At 58.0% G+C, this 17,500-nt stretch carries 13 protein-coding genes, 1 rRNA gene and 1 pseudogene (1 of these 15 only partly in view); 11 read left to right on the forward strand and 4 right to left on the reverse strand.

The window, feature by feature from the left end:
• From B4F73_RS05720 to B4F73_RS05740, 5 genes are all read left to right on the forward strand, one after another.
• On the forward strand, positions 1-1,251 hold a 1,251-nt coding region (locus B4F73_RS05720; protein WP_290482706.1), incomplete at its 5' end, for a tetratricopeptide repeat protein.
• A gap of 125 nt (positions 1,252-1,376) precedes the next feature.
• Entirely contained in the window at positions 1,377-4,031 is a 2,655-nt protein-coding gene (locus B4F73_RS05725; protein ID WP_290479457.1) for a penicillin-binding protein 1A, read from the forward strand.
• 86 nt (positions 4,032-4,117) lie between these two features.
• A protein-coding gene (gene prfB, locus B4F73_RS05730) for a peptide chain release factor 2 (protein ID WP_156947800.1) occupies positions 4,118-5,231 on the forward strand; the annotation gives its coding sequence in 2 pieces (ribosomal slippage) (positions 4,118-4,186 and positions 4,188-5,231; 1,113 coding nt in all).
• Positions 5,232-5,274: 43 nt separating this feature from the next.
• Complete coding sequence (locus tag B4F73_RS05735; RefSeq protein ID WP_206990857.1) at positions 5,275-5,784, forward strand: MgtC/SapB family protein; 510 nt, start codon at positions 5,275-5,277, stop codon at positions 5,782-5,784.
• Positions 5,771-6,337, forward strand: a complete 567-nt coding sequence (locus B4F73_RS05740; RefSeq protein WP_290479458.1) for a hypothetical protein — start codon at positions 5,771-5,773, stop codon at positions 6,335-6,337. Before B4F73_RS05735 ends, B4F73_RS05740 begins: the two co-directional genes overlap by 14 nt.
• Positions 6,338-6,399: 62 nt before the next feature.
• Here B4F73_RS05740 and B4F73_RS05745 read toward each other — a convergent pair whose 3' ends face one another.
• Positions 6,400-7,209: a PhoH family protein gene (locus B4F73_RS05745; RefSeq protein WP_206990855.1), complete on the reverse strand. Its 810-nt coding sequence runs from the start codon at positions 7,207-7,209 to the stop codon at positions 6,400-6,402.
• 521 nt (positions 7,210-7,730) lie between these two features.
• Between B4F73_RS05745 and B4F73_RS16820 the strand changes: the two are divergent.
• Positions 7,731-7,829, forward strand: a pseudogene (locus B4F73_RS16820) (gamma carbonic anhydrase family protein); the annotation flags it as partial.
• 170 nt (positions 7,830-7,999) lie between these two features.
• On the opposite strand, the gene B4F73_RS05755 reads toward B4F73_RS16820, so the two are convergent.
• Complete coding sequence (locus tag B4F73_RS05755) at positions 8,000-8,611, reverse strand: PilZ domain-containing protein (protein ID WP_206990853.1); 612 nt, start codon at positions 8,609-8,611, stop codon at positions 8,000-8,002.
• Between the two features lie 148 nt (positions 8,612-8,759).
• Between B4F73_RS05755 and B4F73_RS05760 the strand changes: the two genes are divergently transcribed.
• Positions 8,760-10,397 carry a choline dehydrogenase gene (locus B4F73_RS05760; RefSeq protein WP_206990852.1) on the forward strand — a complete coding sequence of 546 codons (1,638 nt, stop codon included), beginning with the start codon at positions 8,760-8,762 and terminating at the stop codon, positions 10,395-10,397.
• Between the two features lie 12 nt (positions 10,398-10,409).
• Here the strand turns inward: B4F73_RS05760 and B4F73_RS05765 are convergent, their stop codons facing one another.
• A complete protein-coding gene (locus B4F73_RS05765) occupies positions 10,410-10,964 on the reverse strand; it encodes a PAS domain-containing protein (RefSeq protein WP_084333010.1) in 555 nt (184 codons plus the stop codon).
• Between the two features lie 452 nt (positions 10,965-11,416).
• Between B4F73_RS05765 and B4F73_RS05770 the strand changes: the two genes are divergently transcribed.
• On the forward strand, positions 11,417-13,957 hold the full coding sequence (locus tag B4F73_RS05770; protein WP_290481752.1) for a TonB-dependent receptor: 2,541 nt from the start codon (positions 11,417-11,419) through the stop codon (positions 13,955-13,957).
• 71 nt (positions 13,958-14,028) lie between these two features.
• Here B4F73_RS05770 and B4F73_RS05775 read toward each other — a convergent pair whose 3' ends face one another.
• Positions 14,029-14,409 (reverse strand): DUF4345 domain-containing protein, encoded by a 381-nt coding sequence (locus B4F73_RS05775; RefSeq protein WP_290482707.1) that lies wholly within the window; start codon positions 14,407-14,409, stop codon positions 14,029-14,031.
• 178 nt (positions 14,410-14,587) lie between these two features.
• Between B4F73_RS05775 and B4F73_RS05780 the strand changes: the two genes are divergently transcribed.
• The 3 genes from B4F73_RS05780 to B4F73_RS05790 all read left to right on the forward strand — a co-directional run.
• A complete protein-coding gene (locus tag B4F73_RS05780; RefSeq protein WP_206990848.1) occupies positions 14,588-15,298 on the forward strand; it encodes a rhomboid family intramembrane serine protease in 711 nt (236 codons plus the stop codon).
• A gap of 81 nt (positions 15,299-15,379) precedes the next feature.
• On the forward strand, positions 15,380-15,814 hold the full coding sequence (locus B4F73_RS05785; RefSeq protein ID WP_206990847.1) for a CBS domain-containing protein: 435 nt from the start codon (positions 15,380-15,382) through the stop codon (positions 15,812-15,814).
• A 1,208-nt stretch (positions 15,815-17,022) separates the two neighbouring features.
• Positions 17,023-17,500: ribosomal RNA gene (locus B4F73_RS05790) — 16S ribosomal RNA — on the forward strand; it runs 977 nt beyond the window's last position.

Below are 17,500 nucleotides of genomic sequence, written 5' to 3' on the forward strand. Positions count from 1 at the left end.
CTGTTGTTGCAGCGGCTTGGTCGGATCGAGGAGTCCAAGGCGGTTTACCAAAAGCTGGCTGATGCAGAGCCTGAAGAGGCGATCAGCTACGCAGCCGCCATTGAAAGCCTTGAGACCGGAAAAAATCTCGACAATGAACCCCTGGATGTGCCGGCTGCATTTGCGCAGTCGCTGGCGGATGTGTCGCGCGCCCTGCAGGAGCAGCGCATTATTCGCACGATCATGATGGGTGGCAGGATTGAGGGATTTGATGACCAGCGCTCGGCCTTTGATCAGGTCGCATTGCTGATAAATCCGAAAGATGAAGGGCTGCGTGCCGCCGTCATCGACCAGCTTTACGAAAGCGCGCTGTATGATGGCGTGGCTCATGTTGCGCTGAGCGCACCGCAAGAGACGGCCTCACTGCAGATCGCGGCCGGACAGGCGCTGATCATGTCGGGTGATGAGGCAGGAGCACGGGCTGCGGTGGCGCGCGCGCTGGAAATCACGGATGAAGATGACCGCCTGCGGACGCTGTATGGTGCGCTGCAGTTGCGCACCTTGCTGAATGATCAGAATGGTTCGTCCGAATTGGTGGACGAGGTGATTTCGTTGGCCTCGAACCAGGCGGAGCGCGCCTCTGCTCATGGTCTCGCTGCTGAGATCAAGGGCCAGTTTGGCGACCTGGAAGCCGCTGCCGTACACGCGGCGAAGGCCCGTGAACTGGATGATACGCATGATCGGCGCATGGCGCTGGCTAACTCTCTGGGCAAGATTGGCGAGGTCAATCAGGCGCTGACCATTCTGCGCACCGAGTTGCTGGGCCGACCAAACGATCCCTACACGTTGAATTCGCTCGGGTATTTTCTGATCGAGTATACCGACAAGCATGAAGAAGGCTTCAAGGTGCTTTACCGGGCACGTTCGCTGGCCGAGCGCGATCCCTACATTACGGACTCGCTTGGCTGGGCCTATTTCAAGATGGGGCACCTGAAGGATGCCCAGCGGCTGATCGAACAGTCTCGCGCGGAGCTGAAACCCCACAAGCACTGGGAAATCGAAACGCACCTCGGCGACATCTACTGGCATCAGGGCAAGAAGGAAGAGGCGCGCGAAGCCTGGCAAAACGCGATCGAAAATCGTCCGCCGGCCAGGGAGCGAGCGGAGCTGGAAGCCAAGTTGGCGGATGGCCTCTCGTCTCCGAGACCCGAGCGCCGGCCATTGCCTAGCGTCTCCATCGGGGACGGGGAGATTGACCGGCAGGATATCTGACTGAATTGTCAGGCAGCTGAGACCTTTTACCGGCCCCCGACGCGCCTTACTATTGCCGGATATCAATGCGATTCCGCGATGCGAACGCTGACGGGAAAACTATGTCGAATCATATGAATCCTCACATGCAGGAACCTGAACCAAAGCGCCGGTTTCTGCCCGGCCCCCCTTGGGTTTGGGTTTGGGCCCGCCGCCTGGTCATTCTGGGCTTCGTGCTTGCAGCGCTCGGTTTCGTGGCGTTGTGGCTGTATTTCGCAGCCCTTGGCCGCCAAGTGCCGTCCATCGCCAAGCTGAAGCAATATGAGCCGCCGATTACGTCGCGGGTCCATGCGGGTGATGGCACGCTGATCGCCGAATTTGCAGACCAGCACCGGGTGTTTGTTCCGTATGAATCCATCCCGAACCATGTCGTGTACGCATTCGTGTCGGCCGAGGACAAGAGTTTCTTCACGCATGGCGGGCTCGATTATAAAGGTATTGTGCGCGGTGGGCTGAACTCTGCAAAGAACAAGATCACCCGGTCCGGTGGGCTTGAAGGTGGTTCAACGATCACCCAGCAGGTCGCCAAGAACATGCTGCTGACACGCGACCAGAACCTGACCCGGAAGGCCAAGGAAGCGATCATCGCACAGCGCATGGAGAAGGAATTCTCCAAGGAAGAGATTCTGGAACTCTATCTCAATGAAATCTATCTCGGATATCGCTCATACGGTGTCGGCTCGGCGGCGCTGAACTATTTTGACAAGTCACTGCCGGAACTCGACCTCTCGGAAGCTGCGATCCTCGCATCGCTGGCCAAGGCACCTTCGTCGGTGAACCCCTATAGTCGTCCCAAGCGCCTGCTTCAGCGCCGGAACTATGTTTTGCGCCGTATGGTCGAGGATGGCTACATCACGCGCGAAGAGGCCGACGAAGCTGTTGCAAAGCCACTGACAACGACGCGTCGCCTGAAAGGGCCGGAATATGCGGCAGCGACCTATTTCGTACAGGAGCTGCGCCGGGACCTGATCAAGTCATATGGTGAAGACACGCTCCAGCAAGGCGGGCTTTCCATTCGTTCAACCATCGACACCAAGCTGCAGCTGGCCGCGCAAGATGCGTTGCAGAACGGTTTGATTGCTTATGACCGTCGTCATGGTTGGCGTGGCCCTGTCACGACATTGGACCCGAAGGCTGAAGACATTCTCGAACAGCTGGACGATGTGAAACTGCCCGGTGGCTATGGCACCTGGGAAGCTGCGCTGGTTACCAAGCTTGGCTCCAGAGGCGCTGAATTGCTGCTGACAGATGGCGCGACCATCCCGTTGCCCACCGAGGAAGTCGAATGGGCTGCGACTTACAAGCCGGCCGAAGGCAAGGGCGGCCTGAATGTGGGCGACGTCGTGATCGCCGAATTGAAGCGTAAAGTTCTGAATGCCGAAGAGACAGCTGCGCCGGCAGAATTGGAACTCGACCCGGATGGCGATGAGATCGACCAGCCAGAACCCGAGCCGATGATGATCCCGGTTGGCAATGCGATATTGCGGCAGGTGCCGGAAGCGGATGGTGCGCTGGTCGCGCTGGACCCGCATACCGGACGCATCCTGGCAATGCAGGGCGGGTATTCTTTCTTCAAGTCGAGCTATAATCGGGTCACGCAATCGAAGCGTCAGCCGGGTTCGAGCTTCAAGGCGTTTGTCTACGCGGCTGCCCTGGAAAAGGGTTATACGCCGGCCAGCCGGATGCTGGATGCCCCCTTCGTGGCGTTCGACGTGTCCACAGATGATTATTGGCGCCCATCAAACTATACCGAAGGGCGCACCTACGGCATGGTCACGTTGCGCATTGCGCTCGAGAAATCGCTAAACCTTGTCACGGCGCGCGTTGCGCAGGACATCGGCATGGATGCTGTGTCTGACCTTGCCGAACGCATGGGCGTCTATGAAGACCTGCCACCTTATCCAGCCATGTCGCTGGGCGCCGGGGATGCCTATCTGATCGACATGGCGCGTGGCTATGCGGGCTTTGTGAATGGTGGCCGGAAGATCAACCCAACCCTTCTGGACCGGGTGCAGGACCGTCATGGCCGCACCTTGTTCCAGCATGACGAGCGTCCGTGCCAAGATTGTCATGCTGAAGTTTGGAACGGCGGGGAACCGCCTCAACTTGAGGAAGTTGGCGAGCAGGTTCTGGACCCGATCGTGGCCTACCAGGTGACGCATATGCTGGAAGGCGTGGTCGAACGCGGGACAGGCCGCCGGGCCAGAAGGGTTGGCAAGCCGCTGGCTGGCAAGACCGGTACGACAGATGAGTATCGCGACGCGGTGTTCATGGGCTATTCTCCGGACCTCGTCGTCGGTGTTCGCGTCGGCTTCGATGACAACCGTTCGCTTGGCGAGGGGGAGGCTGGCGGTTCGGTTGCTGCGCCGATCTTCACCGAATTCATGGAAAAGGCGCTGGCAGATGATCCGGCCATTCCGTTCCGTATTCCGCCTGGCGTACGCCTCGTGAAAATCGATGCGCGCACGGGTGAACTGCCCGGACCGGACACGGCAGTCATCATTGATGAAGCCTTCCGGCCCGGCACCGAGCCCGGCATGAGCGCCTTCCGCGATACCAGCGACTGCCTGTCTATTTCGGGGAATTGCGGAGCAGGTACAGGCGCCGCATCGGGTGGATTCGATCCGGAGCGAGATGCCGGCATTGTGCAGGAGGATCAGGGACTGTTCCCGGGCCAGCCCGGACAGCCACGCCCAGCGCCTGAAGCGCCAGTGGATGACAATCTCGGCGACATTTACTGACAAATCGACTTTTGACGCAGAGAGGCGGGCGCGCTATGCCCCGCCTCTCGCATTTTCAATGACGTGTGCAAATAGAGGCTGATCCCATGTCCGCAGAAATCAAAACGCTTACAGACCAGATCCGCCAGTCCGCCGATTTGCTACGGAGGCGTCTTTGACTGGGATACAGCCACAAAACGTCTCGATGAGCTGACTGCACTCTCCGAGCGCCCGGATTTCTGGGACGACCCGCAGGCCGCCCAGGCCATGATGCGCGAGCGCCAGCGCCTTGCTGACGGCATTGAGACCGTCGAAGCGCTGCAGCGCGAAGCCAATGATGCCGAGGAATTGCTCGAACTCGCCGAGGGCGATGACGACATGATTGCCGATATTGAGGCCAATCTGAAAAAGGCCGCGGCGCGCGCCGAGAAGGCCGAACTCGCGGCGCTACTGTCCGGTGAAGCCGACGGCAATGATTGTTTCATCCAGATCAATGCGGGCGAAGGCGGCACAGAAAGCCAGGACTGGGCCAATATCCTGCGCCGCATGTATGTCCGCTGGGCCGAGGCGCACGATATGAAGGTCGAGGAACTCGACGAGCGCGAAGGCGAGGAAGCCGGGATCAAGTCTGCTACGCTCCAGTTTAAGGGCGAGAATGCCTATGGCTGGCTCAAATCAGAAACGGGCGTGCATCGCCTTGTGCGGATTTCGCCATTCGACTCCTCGGCGCGCCGCCATACGAGCTTCGCGTCGGTCGCCGTCACGCCCGTGATCGACGACAATATCGAGATCGAAATCAATCCGTCGGATGTGCGCACCGATACGTATCGCGCATCCGGCGCGGGTGGCCAGCACGTTAACCGGACCGATTCCGCCGTCCGCCTGACGCACGAGCCGACGGGCATCGTGGTGCAATGCCAGAACGACCGGTCGCAACACCGCAACCGGGACCAGGCCTGGCAGATGCTGCGTTCCAAGCTCTATGAGCTGGAATTGCAGACCCGCCGTTCAGTCGCCGATGCGCAGTATGCAGAGAAAAGCGCTATTGGTTTCGGCCACCAGATTCGCTCCTATGTGCTCCAGCCCTATCAGATGGTGAAGGATCTCCGGACAGAGGTCGAAACTTCCGACACGTCCGGCGTGCTGGATGGCGATATTGATCTCTTCCTGTCGGCGGCGCTCGCCGCGTCGGTAGCCAAGGGCGAGGACGACGAAGCCTAGGCCTTCCAGCGCAACCAAACGGCATCTTGTACGTTCGTCCTGAATGGACGATCTGCTGAAGCTTTCCTTCGACAGCGATGTGCCCTTGGGCGTCATGTCTACGCGGCTGCTGGCAGCGTGTGTGGCGGGCCTGATCGTCGGGTTTGAACGCGAGGTTCGCGACCGGCCCGCCGGCTTGCGAACGCATATGCTGACGGCGCTTGCTTCGTCCGTATTCATGTTGATTGCCATCGAGATGATCCATTCCTTCGGCGGGGATGACGACATCACCCAGCTTGACCCGACGCGTGTCGTGCAAGCTGTGACGGCGGGGGTTGCCTTCCTGGCGGCTGGCACCATCATCCATGGCCGTGGGTCCGTGCGAGGACTGACGACCGGCGCCAGTATCTGGCTCGCAGGCGCGATTGGCCTGGCTTGCGGGGCGGGCTATCTCCGGCTCGCTTTCCTTGCTGTGCTGCTGTCGGTCCTGATCCTGCTGCCGATCCGAATGTTGGAAACACATTGGTTCGGAAAACCCCCGATCGGAAAAGGGGACGAGCATGGGGACAGCTAATCCGGCTCTATGGGAATACCGGATCTGGCCGGAGGCAGTCGTCGCGATTGAGCAGCGCCTGCGGGCCGCGCTGGACTTCGCCGCCGAGCCTCCCCGCACCGACATCTATTTCCGTGTGCCATCCCGCGCGCCAACCCAAGCCAAATTGCGGGGCGGGGCGCAGTTCGGGATCAAGGAATTGCTGACTCGTGACGGCGGCCTCGAACATTGGCGGCCGGTCGTCTCCTCCCGTTTTCCATTGGATGATGAAGACCGGGCGACGCTGGCGCGTCTTTTTCCCACCATTCCCACAGCGCTGACCAGCCTGGCGGCGTTACGGGAGGCATTGCTCGCGGAAGGAGACGAAGTCGTGGTCGACAAGCGACGTCACATAGCTACCGATGCGGGTGGCCTGCGCGCGGAGATCGCGAAGGCGTCTCTGGGCGGGCAGCAGTATTCGACACTGTGCCTGGAACATGAGAACCCCGCTGAACTCACCCGGCAAGTGGACCGGTTTGGCTTTGGCGATTGGTCGAATGTCAGCTATCCGGACTGGATCACGCGAAACGCCTGACGCTAAAAAAAGCCCGCCCCGAAGAATCTCCAGGGCGGGCGAGATACTCATTTGAAGTCAGACTAAAGAACGTCGAGCATTTCCGCGACAAGTGGATGGCGGACAACATCCTTGCCTTCGAGGCGAATGACTGAGGCTCCGCCGAGTTTTTCGAGCCGTTCGGCGGCATTCGCGAGGCCTGAGAATTCCGGCAGCAGGTCAGACTGGGCCGGATCACCCGTGATAACCATCGTCGAGTGCCAGCCCAGTCGGGTGAGCAACATCTTCAGCTGGGTGTAAGTGCAGTTCTGTGCCTCATCGATGACGATAAAGGCATTGTTCAGGGTTCGGCCCCGCATGAACCCGATCGGGGCAATCTCGATGACCCCTTCGGCCAGCATGTGTTTCAGCTGTCCGGGCGAGAGCCGGTCGGACAGTGCGTCGTAAAGAGGACGCAGGTACGGGGCAAGCTTGTCTTCCATTGCGCCGGGCAGGAAACCGATCTGCTCGCCAGCTTCGACCGCAGGGCGAGACAGAATGATCCGGGCGACCTTGCCCTTCTGCAGCGCCTCGACCGCTTTGCAGACGGCAAGATATGTCTTGCCCGTCCCGGCAGGGCCGAGTGCCGCGACAAGCGCCTTGTCATCCATGGCCTTCATCAGTTCGGCCTGATTCTCGGTGCGGGGCTTGACTGTTTTCTGGTAACGTTGTGTGCGACCACCTTCAGCACGCTGATGTTCTTGCTTCGGGTCGGCATCGTCTGGATGCCAGCCTCGTCCGCCTTCTATGGCTTGCAGCTTCGGGCCTTTGCCGCGGGCACCCTCCTCGAACCAGATATTCGGGTTCATCTCTGAACCTTGCTTCATCCGTTTTGCTGCATTGCGTTTACCCATGGAAGTTCTCCTTGGTTGCGGGCAAGAAAAAAGCCACCGGCGGAATCGCGCGATGGCTTGGCGGAAACTGGGAGGAAGAAAGGGCCATCCGCCCCGTGGGCGGTGTGGCCAGTTCCCGGGAGCGTTCTCCGGGCGGCGGGGTGTGACAAGGTCTGGTGATGACCGTCTCCAACTCCGAATCTGTTGATGATTAGAGTGTACCAAGGTTATCAGAAGATTAAATGATAATTCCGCCCGCGAAATAATGAGGAGACGCAAGACCCATGGCTATTTACGAGATTGACGGAACCCGACCGACCCTACCGGAGAGTGGCAGTTACTGGGTAGCCGACAATGCGCAGGTCATGGGCAATGTCGTGATGAAGGAGAACGCCTCGGTTTGGTATGGTGCCGTGCTGCGCGGCGATAACGACCCGATCACGATTGGCGAGAATTCCAATATCCAGGATGGCAGCGTGCTCCACACCGATGTCGGATGCCCGCTAACGATTGGGCGAGACGTGACCGTCGGCCATATGGTGATGCTTCATGGGTGCACGATCGGCGAAGAAACGCTGATCGGTATTGGTTCGACCATTCTGAACAACGCCAAGATTGGCAAGAATTGCATCATCGGGGCGCACACATTGATTCCCGAAGGCAAGGTAATCCCCGACAATTCGCTCGTCATGGGCGCGCCGGGCAAGGTGGTGAAGGAGATCTCCGACCACCAGATACAGGTGATCCGAATGTCAGCAGTGCATTATGTGGAGAACTGGAAACGCCATCGCAACAGCGTAAAACGCATCGACTAGGCGTCGTCCTCGTCCGGGCGCAGGAAGTTCACGGCGAATTCGGTCTGGCTGGAGCGCACGACGCGGCCCCGCAAGTTGCCGGCTGTGACGACTTCACCAATTGGCGGAGGCTGGAACTGGCCATTGGTCTGGAAGCTGGCGCCCGTGAGGGAGATGTCGACGACCGTACAAGGGATCTGCATGCCATCCTTGCGGCCGATAAAGGCCGGGCCTCCGGTAGGAAAGCGGGCGGCCGCGCGCTGTTCGGGCGCTTCCATCAAATCCTTGTTGATCAGCCAGCTCAGGCGGTCTGCAAGTTTCTTGCGCTTGTGTGGCACGACGTTGAATTCAACCGCGAACCCATCCTTGGAAGTGCGCACGACCGTCCCGGCGACGCGACCCAGATCGTCGAAATAGCAAATCACATTGGAGCCCGGCACTGGGACCGTAGCAGCCCGCATAAAGGCGCCGGAGCAGGACAGGTTTTCGGTTACAAGTTGATGATCTTCGCTGGTTTCATCGAGGAAGCAGCCTTCCAGCTCGAGATCGACTCGCTTGTATTGGCGACGATCCTCTTCGGTGTTGATCACCGGTTTGAACTGCGGCACTGACAAGTCTAGTGCTGGCATGTGGAATCTCCTGAGGCCGTTGGGGCAACCTGCCTGTACTTCTCCATCTAGACTTTACTTACGCCAGTTTCGTTCACAAACTGTTGCGGGAAACAGATGGAATTGCGGAATTCCTTCACCATAGGGTTTAATGGGAGGTGCTCCATTCATGGAGACGTATGATTATGTGATTGTTGGTGCAGGTAGTGCAGGCTGCGCTCTTGCCAACAGGTTGAGCGAAGACCCGACGATCAAGGTCTGTCTGGTTGAGGCTGGTAAGAAAGATAATGCTCTGATGGTAAGAATGCCCGCTGGGGTAGGAAATCTCATCAAAGCGGAGGGCGCTTACAATTGGGGATTCTGGACCGAACCCCAAAAGCACATGAATGGACGCAAACTCTGGTGGCCACGTGGCAAGGGCTGGGGAGGATCGTCCTCAATCAATGGCATGATCTATATTCGTGGACATGCTCGCGACTACGATCAGTGGGCCCAAATGGGGCTGCGCGGCTGGAGTTTCGCAGATGTGCTGCCCTATTTCCGGAAATCAGAGGGCTATGAAGGCGGCGATTCCGCTTATCATGGGGCGAGTGGGCCCCTCAAAGTTTCCGAGAGTCCGCTATCGTCGCCGATCTACCGGGCCTTTCTGCAAGCCGGAGAACAGGCCGGATATGCCAGCACGAAAGATTTCAATGGCGCAGAGCAAGAGGGCTTTGGCCGCTATCAAAGGACAATCCACAAGGGTGAGCGCTGGAGCGCGTCATATGGCTATTTGCGCCCCATAGTTGGTGTCCGGGACAATCTCACCGTGATCTCGACGGGGCTTGTCACCAGGATTCTCATGGAGAAGGGGCGGGCGACCGGCGTCGAAGTGGTTGAAGGCAAGGGCCGATTGGCTCAGGAAATCCATGCATCAAGCGAAGTCATTGTCTGTGCTGGCGCAGTTCAGTCGCCGCAATTGCTGCAACTCTCAGGCATTGGCAATCCGGACCATCTGGGCCGCTTTGACATCAAGACGGAGGTGAAATCCCCGAATGTCGGCCAGAACCTGCAAGATCATCTGGACCTGACCGTCATCCATGAGATGACCCAGCCGATTTCTGCCTACTCCATGCAGAAGGGGCTCAAGAAGATCGGCGTTGGTTTGCAGTATCTCATGAACCAGACAGGCGCAGGCGCCGACAACCATCTTCAGGCGGGAGCATTCCTGAAGTCGCGTGAGGGCCTGGAAATGCCGGATCTTCAGCTTCACTTCGTCAATGCCATCATGATGGACCACGCCAAGCACCAGGCAAACAAGGACGGCTATACGGTCCACGCTTGCCAGCTGCGCCCGGAAAGCCGCGGTACGGTATGCCTGGCCTCATCTGATCCGTTCCAGCATCCGGCCATCGATCCGAACTATCTCGAAGCTGAGGAAGATCGCCGCGCAATGCGCGAAGCGGTGAAGATGCTGCGTGATCTATGCTCGCAGAATGCCTTGCGGCCGTTCACAGGCGCAGAGATGATGCCCGGCGAGAGCGTGAAGACGGATGAGGATATTGATGCCTTCATCCGGCGGACCGGCGAGACGATCTATCACCCGATTGGCACAGTCGCGATGGGTGCGGGCGACGACGCGCCTGTCGATGGAGAATTACGTGTACGGGGTGTCGAAGGCTTGCGCGTGGTCGATGCGTCCGTGATTCCAACACTGATCGGTGGCAACACCAACGCACCGACGATCATGATCGCCGAGAAGGCTGCCGACATGATTCTTGGTAAGGAGCCTCTCGCGGCGGAAGAGCCGGAGACTGTGGCTGCCTGATCCTCGAAGAGTTCAGTGCGCGTTGCTTGCGACCAGTTTCAGGGCTGGTTCCGAGCGACGCGTATCCGGGGGCACCAGCATAGCCAGCCGGTGGCGCCAGATTGGTCTGCCCTTGAGCATCGGCAGGCCGCCGAGGGTCTGGTAAAGGCCGAGGAAACGGGTCACATTTCCGTCTACGGAAGACTGAGCCAGCGGCATCAGCGTGATCTCTACTTCAACACGTTGGCCGGTAAGGGTTTCGCCGCTGCCGCGGATCACGCCCGGAGCGCTGTCCAGCCTTACAGCATCCAGCAAGCCCGAGACCATGGACCGGTCGGGACCTGTCCAAAGCGCGAGAAAGTCATGATTCGGCAACGTCCGACCGAGCAGCTGTGATACGCCGTCACCTGCAGTGCGAAAGATCCATGCGCCATCCTGTGTGGACTGGATCATGAAGATATTCGTGATCAGGTCTGGATGGTCGTTCGCACGCGGTGTGCGGTCTTCTTCTGAGGCTGGATCAACGCTCATGCGCTTCCAGGCTTCAAGCATAATACGTGTGTTCGGGTGAATAGACCGGTCGTGCATGAGGGGCGTTCGCTCCGTAAAAGATATCAAAGCCCGCTGGGCCTGCTTCGGAGACCAGTTCCGCAATATCTGTTCCAGTTCCGCTTTCCCCCCGCGGGGGAAATTTCGGGTGCGCCGTGATCAGGTTTTCCCCATTGAGGAGGTTTTGCCGGCTCCAAGGCAGCAATTTTCAGGAAGCGTCATTTGGGGCACGGTGCGCGAGTCTCATCTCGGTACACAGATTGGACGAACTCGAATCACGCAGGCGCGCCCTCGGAGAACTCTCGCGCCGCGATCGGCTGTGAACTCGCTATCTGCTATCCAGAAAGCAGAGCATATGCGGTTTCTTAACCATTACTCATGGTCATGACTTGTCATGAATGGTCATCTGACTAGACAATTAAGTATGGCATCCGTTGCCGTTGAATTCCTCCCACCTACAAAAATCGAAACTTGCTCAAAGGGACCCACACGTGAAATCCAGAAAATTTAGTGTTCTTGAAATGGCTCATTTCAAGTCGGCGCTCTATGTCAGTGCTGGCATTGCTGCATTCGCAACCCTCTCCACGCCTGCCCACGCGCAGGACACCGACCAAGATGAAAGCCGCACGCTCCAGACGGTGACAATTACGGCTACCAAGCGCGAGCAGACACTCCAGGACGTGCCAGTCGCAGTGTCGGTCGTGGATGAGAGCGTCATCGAAAAGGCAGAGATTGTGGATCTGGGAGACCTGCAATCTGTCGTGCCATCGCTGCGCGTGAGCCAGCAGCAGTCTTCGTCCAACACGAACTTCATCATTCGGGGCTTCGGCAACGGCGCCAACAATGCCGGCATTGAGCCGTCGGTTGGTGTGTTTGTGGATGGTGTCTATCGTTCTCGGTCGACCTCGCAGATTTCTGACCTGCCAAACCTTCAGCGCGTCGAGGTCTTGCGCGGACCTCAATCGACTCTGTTCGGCAAGAACGCATCGGCGGGTGTGATCTCGATCGTGACCCAGAAGCCGCAATTTGAGTGGGGCGGCAATGTTGAGGGCACTGTCAGCAACTATAATGGTTACCGTGCTGGCGCATTTGTCACTGGCCCGATTTCTGACACGCTGGCCTTCAGCCTGGGCGGAAACTTCAATACGCGCGATGGCTATGTCGAAGACCTTGGCGACGGCCCGGATACCAATGAGCGCAATCGCTGGGGCCTGCGCGGCGATCTGCTTTGGGAGCCGAATGATGACATGTCGTTCCGCCTGATCGCGGACTATGACGAGATCGACGAAATCTGCTGTGCAGCCGCGAACGTCATCAATGGTCCAACCGGTGCGGCCATCCTGGCGCTGGGCGGAAACCTGGTTGCAGAGGATCCGTTCTCTTATGATGTGGCCTACAATTTCGGGTCCGAGAACCTTATCAAGAATGGCGGCCTGTCGCTGCAGGGGGATTTCGACCTCGGCGCCTTCACGCTGACCAGCATCACTTCCTACCGGACATCCGATCTCAGCACGAACCAGGACTCCGACTTCACGAGTGCAGATCTGCTCGGCCGAAAGTCCGATGATGTCGAAATCGAAACCTTCACTCAGGAAGTGCGTCTGACCTCCAATGGCAGTGGTCCGCTGAGCTGGATGGTGGGTGGCTTCTACTTCGATGAAACCGTCGATATCGAGAACCAACTGCTCTACGGTCAGGATATTCGGGGCTATATCGACATCCTGTCATCCGGCCTCCTGACATCACTGGAGCCGGTTGTCTTTGGTGTCGCGCCCGGCACGTTCTTCCAGCCCGGACAAGGATTCACTGAATTCTATGGTCAGGATGACACGTCCGCATCATTGTTCGGTACAATTGACTATGAAGTCACTGATCGACTGACGGCGACCTTTGGCTTGAACTATACCCAGGTGAACAAGGACGCCTTTGCGAATGCTGTCTCGACTGACACATTTGCGGCCGTGGACCTCAATACCGCCGCGCCGTTCATCACTCAGGCCACGGCTGGTGGCTTGTTGTTGCAGGCGGGCGTGAATCCGACCGATCCTGCGGCGGTCGGCGCATTCGCTGCGGCTTATCCGACGGAGTTTGCGACCATTCAGGCAACAGCAGCCGGCGCACCCGGCGCGTTGCAACAGTTGCAGTTCCTGCCGCCATTCCTGAACTTCCCGAATGCTGTAGAAACCGGCTCGACGGATGATGAGGACACGTCCGTCACTTTCCGTCTGGCTTATGACCTGACCGATTCGATCAATGTCTATGGTTCCTACGCGACGGGCTTCAAGGCATCTTCCTGGAACCTGTCCCGTGACAGTCGGCCAACATCTGCGGATTACGCGCTGCTCGCCCAAGGTGGTTTGCTTGTGCCGAACCTGACCACAGGTACGCGCTTTGCCGGGCCGGAAGAATCGAAAGTCTACGAGTTGGGCGTCAAAGGCGCTTATTCTGACTTTGCGTTCAATGTGGCGATCTTCGACCAGACCATTGAGGGATTCCAGTCGAACATCTTCACGGGCACCGGCTTTGCGCTGGCGAATGCGGGCGAACAATCCACGCAAGGTCTTGAGCTTGATGCGCAATGGAATGCGACCGACAATTTGTTGCTCAGCTTTGCCGGTACGTTCCTTGATCCCGTCTATGACAGCTTCGAGGAGTCGGCGAGCGGCGACATTTCCGGCCAGAAGCCATACGGCATTCCGGATGTTTCGACCTCTACCTCGGCGACCTACACATTTGATGTGAAGACCTATGACGCCTTCGTGCGGGCAGACTGGCAATATGAAAGCCCGTCTGACTATTTCGACGAACCGGCCAATCAGGCCCTGATCGGCGACGAGAAAGAAGTCAGTACGTTCAACGCGTCGGCAGGTCTGACGACCGAGTCCGGGTTGAGCTTTACGCTCTGGGGACGGAATATCTTTGATGACGAGTACATCACCGTTGCCTTTCCGGCCGTTGCGCAGGCGGGGTCTATCTCTGGCTATCCGATCCAGCCAGCGACTTATGGCCTGACGGTTCGCAAATCCTTCTAGGGCGTTAGCCTCGAATCAACAGGAAGCCCCGTCGCTTGCGGCGGGGCTTTTTCCATGCGGCGCTGGTCAGTTCAATCCGGCCGGTAAGCGACCAATGAGACGACGGCAACAACGAGGCAGGCGACCTCGAAGCCTGCAAACATGAGGAAATCCGTCGTTGGGGCATCACCCGCAATCAGGCCGACAATGCGCGCGAAGACATATCCACCCATGTAAGTCGTGATAAACCACAGGGCAGGGCGGACCATGCGCGGGCGAAAAACGCCTGCAATTGCCAGTAGACCTGCGCCAAGGCTGACGCCGCCATAGATCCCGCGCGTTTCATACACCCCATTCGGGCCGCCTGTGATCACGCCCATTGATGAGCTCATGGCCACCGGGTCGAGCAAGGACCAGATTCCGAACACAAGGAACGTCAGGGCAATAATGCCGAGAAAGATACGTATGAACATGCCCGAGGAACTAGATCGGAAGTTGCAGGTGTAAAGGGGCGGTGGCGCGCTGGGCTAGCCGTCGGGCCTATGTGGGCTCTGTAGAGCATCAGGGCGACGATGATCATTCCGCGAATCGGGGTGACATCCTGTTTCAAAGGCCCATCTATCAGTGAGCGAGTGTTTCAGGAGACCGTCCATGCGCCAATCACGGCGAGCGCCCCCCATTATCAATGCGCCTCCCTTTGTAACCGCATTGGCGCTCGCCATTGTTGCAATGCACGGACTGAGACTCATCACGGGCTCCGCGCTGGACCCGCTTTTCGTGGATATAGGCGCAGTCTTCCCGGATCGCTTCTGGGGCTGGATAGGCGGTTCTCCCATTGCTGGAGGCTATGCTCCGTATGGAAATGCGCTGGATGCGCTGATTCCCCTTGCGGGAACGGCGCTGGTTCACGGCAGCTGGTCCCATGTCCTCATGAATACAGTAATGCTGATTGCGGTCGGCAAGCCGGTCTATGCTGTGATCGAGCGAATCGCGCGATCTCGCCTCAGCATCAATCTGGCCTTTCTCGGCCTGTTTGTGGCGAGCGTCGTGGGTGGCTCCGTTGCCCATCTCCTGGCTCACTATCCGGATGGGCCACCGGCCATTGGGGCCTCAGGTGGCGTCTCCGGCCTGATTGCCGGGGCTCTGATGATCCAGAATGGGCTTCCCGTCAGGCTTCTGGACCGAAAATTCCTGACGACGAGCGCGGTCTTTTTTGTCGGCAACCTGATTCTCGCCTTCCTGGGGCCTTCGCTGTTCGGCTCGGCAATCGCCTGGCAGGCCCATATTGGTGGATACATCGCCGGGGCCCTGTTATTCCGGTACCTCGCACGCAATCTCGGACGGGCACAATTTCACGCCTGATCGCGTCATGATTGGAATTATGATAGGCTTTCTGAAAATCAGGCACTCAAAAAAGGGGCCGTATGCACAGGGAGGCAATGGATGACCATCGACCAAATTCTGAAAGACAAGGGATTCGCCATCATTTCGGTGAAGGCCGGCGAAACATTGGCGGCCGCAGCCCGCACGCTGGATGGTAAGCGAATCGGCGCGGTGGTCGCGTTGGACGCTGATGGCACCATCATCGGCGTATTGTCTGAGCGGGATATTGTGCGCCATGTGGCGCGTCAGGGCGCCATGGCGCTGGAATTGAACGTTGGCGACGCGATGACACGCGACGTGATCAAGGTCGAATCGACCACCAAGATAGATGACGCGTTGCAGCTTATGACCGACAGGAGGATTCGTCATTTGCCCGTCATGACAGACGGACGCCTCGTCGGGGTGATCTCGATCGGGGATCTGGTGAAGTGGAAGATCGCTGAAACGGAAGCTGAAGCAGAAGCGATGAAATCGTACCTGTCCGCTCAGTATTAGGGGGCAGCCCCCGTATTCATTGGGCTTTTGGGATTGGCCGGCAGGAAGCCGCGACAAGCTTCCGTCTTTTTCCTGCAGTTTTGTGATGAATTCCTGCATTAGGGGGTTGCCGCATCCGGGGGGCGGGGGTACATCGCCACCTCCGCTGACGAGGCCTTCGGGTTTCAGACGCGGGGCCCGGTAACGGCGCACCTGATTGGTTCGGAAGTTTTCTAATCTTCCCCAGACAGAGCTCGATATCGGTTCCCTGAAAATCGCTCGGATCTGCGAGCCGGACATGTTCGGCCAACGGGATCTTTTGCGCTGTAAACATAGCAGGATGGATGGTTAAACATTCTACTGCACACAGCGCAGAAAAGGGTGTTGACGGGAAGAACGGCGGTCCATATAAGCCGCCACTCGCTGACGAGTTCTTCGGATCTCTGAGGCGGCCCGGCACCGGGTTCTCTGAATGGCTTGGAAGTTTCTATTCTTCCCCAATCAGAGCGTCGATGTCGGTTCCTCGAAACGCTCGAATTTGCGGGCCGGATGATTTCGGCAGGCTGGTTCATTTGCGCTAAAATTGAAGCGGAAACGGTGCCTGGCACCTAACTGCAGAAGAGGCGGAAAAGAGTGTTGACGGGAAGAAGGGCGGTCCATATAAGCCGCCTCTTCCGCAGACGACGCCCTCGGGCATCTGAAGCGGGCCCGCTGAAAAGCTCACCTGATTGGTGAAAAAGTTCTTGAACTTTTCGTCGAACAGGGGCTATATATGCGGTTCCTCGAAACGCTCGAATTTGCGAGCCGGATCTTTTCGGCAAGTGGTTCTTTTGCGCTTAAATTGATGCGGGAACGGTGGTTAAACACTCAACTGCAGAAGGCGCGAAAAAGAGTGTTGACGGGCTAAGCGGCGGCCCATATAAGCCGCCTCTTCCGGACGGGCCCACGGGCTTCTGATGGAGACCTTCGGAGCTTCGGTTCCAGCTGTTTGACATCGTAAGAGATTAGGAAGAGAAACGCAGGCGGCGTGATGGCTTGCGGACACGGGCTTCGGCCACGGTCCAAACGATCACGACGGATGCGTTTCTTAAGAGAAAATTCTTTTTCCATCGGTTGGGTTTCGGCCCGACCTTTGTGACTAAGGGTTTCTCGTCAAAGAACGCAATATTTGATGCTTAACAGCTAAAGTAGCCGTCCATATTCCAATGGATGGTATCGTCAGATCAACTCAACTTGAGAGTTTGATTCTGGCTCAGAACGAACGCTGGCGGCAGGCTTAACACATGCAAGTCGAACGATATAGTGGCAGACGGGTGAGTAACGCGTGGGAACGTACCTTTCACTACGGAATAGCTCTTGGAAACGAGTGGTAATACCGTATACGCCCTTCGGGGGAAAGATTTATCGGTGAAAGATCGGCCCGCGTTAGATTAGCTAGTTGGTAGGGTAATGGCCTACCAAGGCGACGATCTATAGCTGGTCTGAGAGGATGATCAGCCACACTGGGACTGAGACACGGCCCAGACTCCTACGGGAGGCAGCAGTGGGGAATCTTGCACAATGGGCGAAAGCCTGATGCAGCCATGCCGCGTGAATGATGAAGGCCTTAGGGTTGTAAAATTCTTTCGCTAGGGATGATAATGACAGTACCTAGTAAAGAAGCCCCGGCTAACTTCGTGCCAGCAGCCGCGGTAATACGAAGGGGGC

It is taken from the genome of Hyphomonas sp. UBA3601 (assembly GCF_002375605.1).
Taxonomy (GTDB): Bacteria; Pseudomonadota; Alphaproteobacteria; order Caulobacterales; family Hyphomonadaceae; genus Hyphomonas.

Excerpts from the sequence above, each read along its gene's own strand:
- B4F73_RS05725 (WP_290479457.1), top strand. The coding sequence starts at position 1,377 with ATGCAGGAACCTGAACCAAAGCGCCGGTTTCTGCCCGGCCCCCCTTGG.
- B4F73_RS05735 (WP_206990857.1), top strand. The coding sequence starts at position 5,275 with ATGGACGATCTGCTGAAGCTTTCCTTCGACAGCGATGTGCCCTTGGGC.
- B4F73_RS05740 (WP_290479458.1), top strand. The coding sequence starts at position 5,771 with ATGGGGACAGCTAATCCGGCTCTATGGGAATACCGGATCTGGCCGGAG.
- B4F73_RS05745 (WP_206990855.1), bottom strand. The coding sequence starts at position 7,209 with ATGGGTAAACGCAATGCAGCAAAACGGATGAAGCAAGGTTCAGAGATG.
- B4F73_RS05755 (WP_206990853.1), bottom strand. The coding sequence starts at position 8,611 with ATGCCAGCACTAGACTTGTCAGTGCCGCAGTTCAAACCGGTGATCAAC.
- B4F73_RS05760 (WP_206990852.1), top strand. The coding sequence starts at position 8,760 with ATGGAGACGTATGATTATGTGATTGTTGGTGCAGGTAGTGCAGGCTGC.
- B4F73_RS05765 (WP_084333010.1), bottom strand. The coding sequence starts at position 10,964 with ATGCACGACCGGTCTATTCACCCGAACACACGTATTATGCTTGAAGCC.
- B4F73_RS05775 (WP_290482707.1), bottom strand. The coding sequence starts at position 14,409 with ATGTTCATACGTATCTTTCTCGGCATTATTGCCCTGACGTTCCTTGTG.
- B4F73_RS05780 (WP_206990848.1), top strand. The coding sequence starts at position 14,588 with ATGCGCCAATCACGGCGAGCGCCCCCCATTATCAATGCGCCTCCCTTT.
- B4F73_RS05785 (WP_206990847.1), top strand. The coding sequence starts at position 15,380 with ATGACCATCGACCAAATTCTGAAAGACAAGGGATTCGCCATCATTTCG.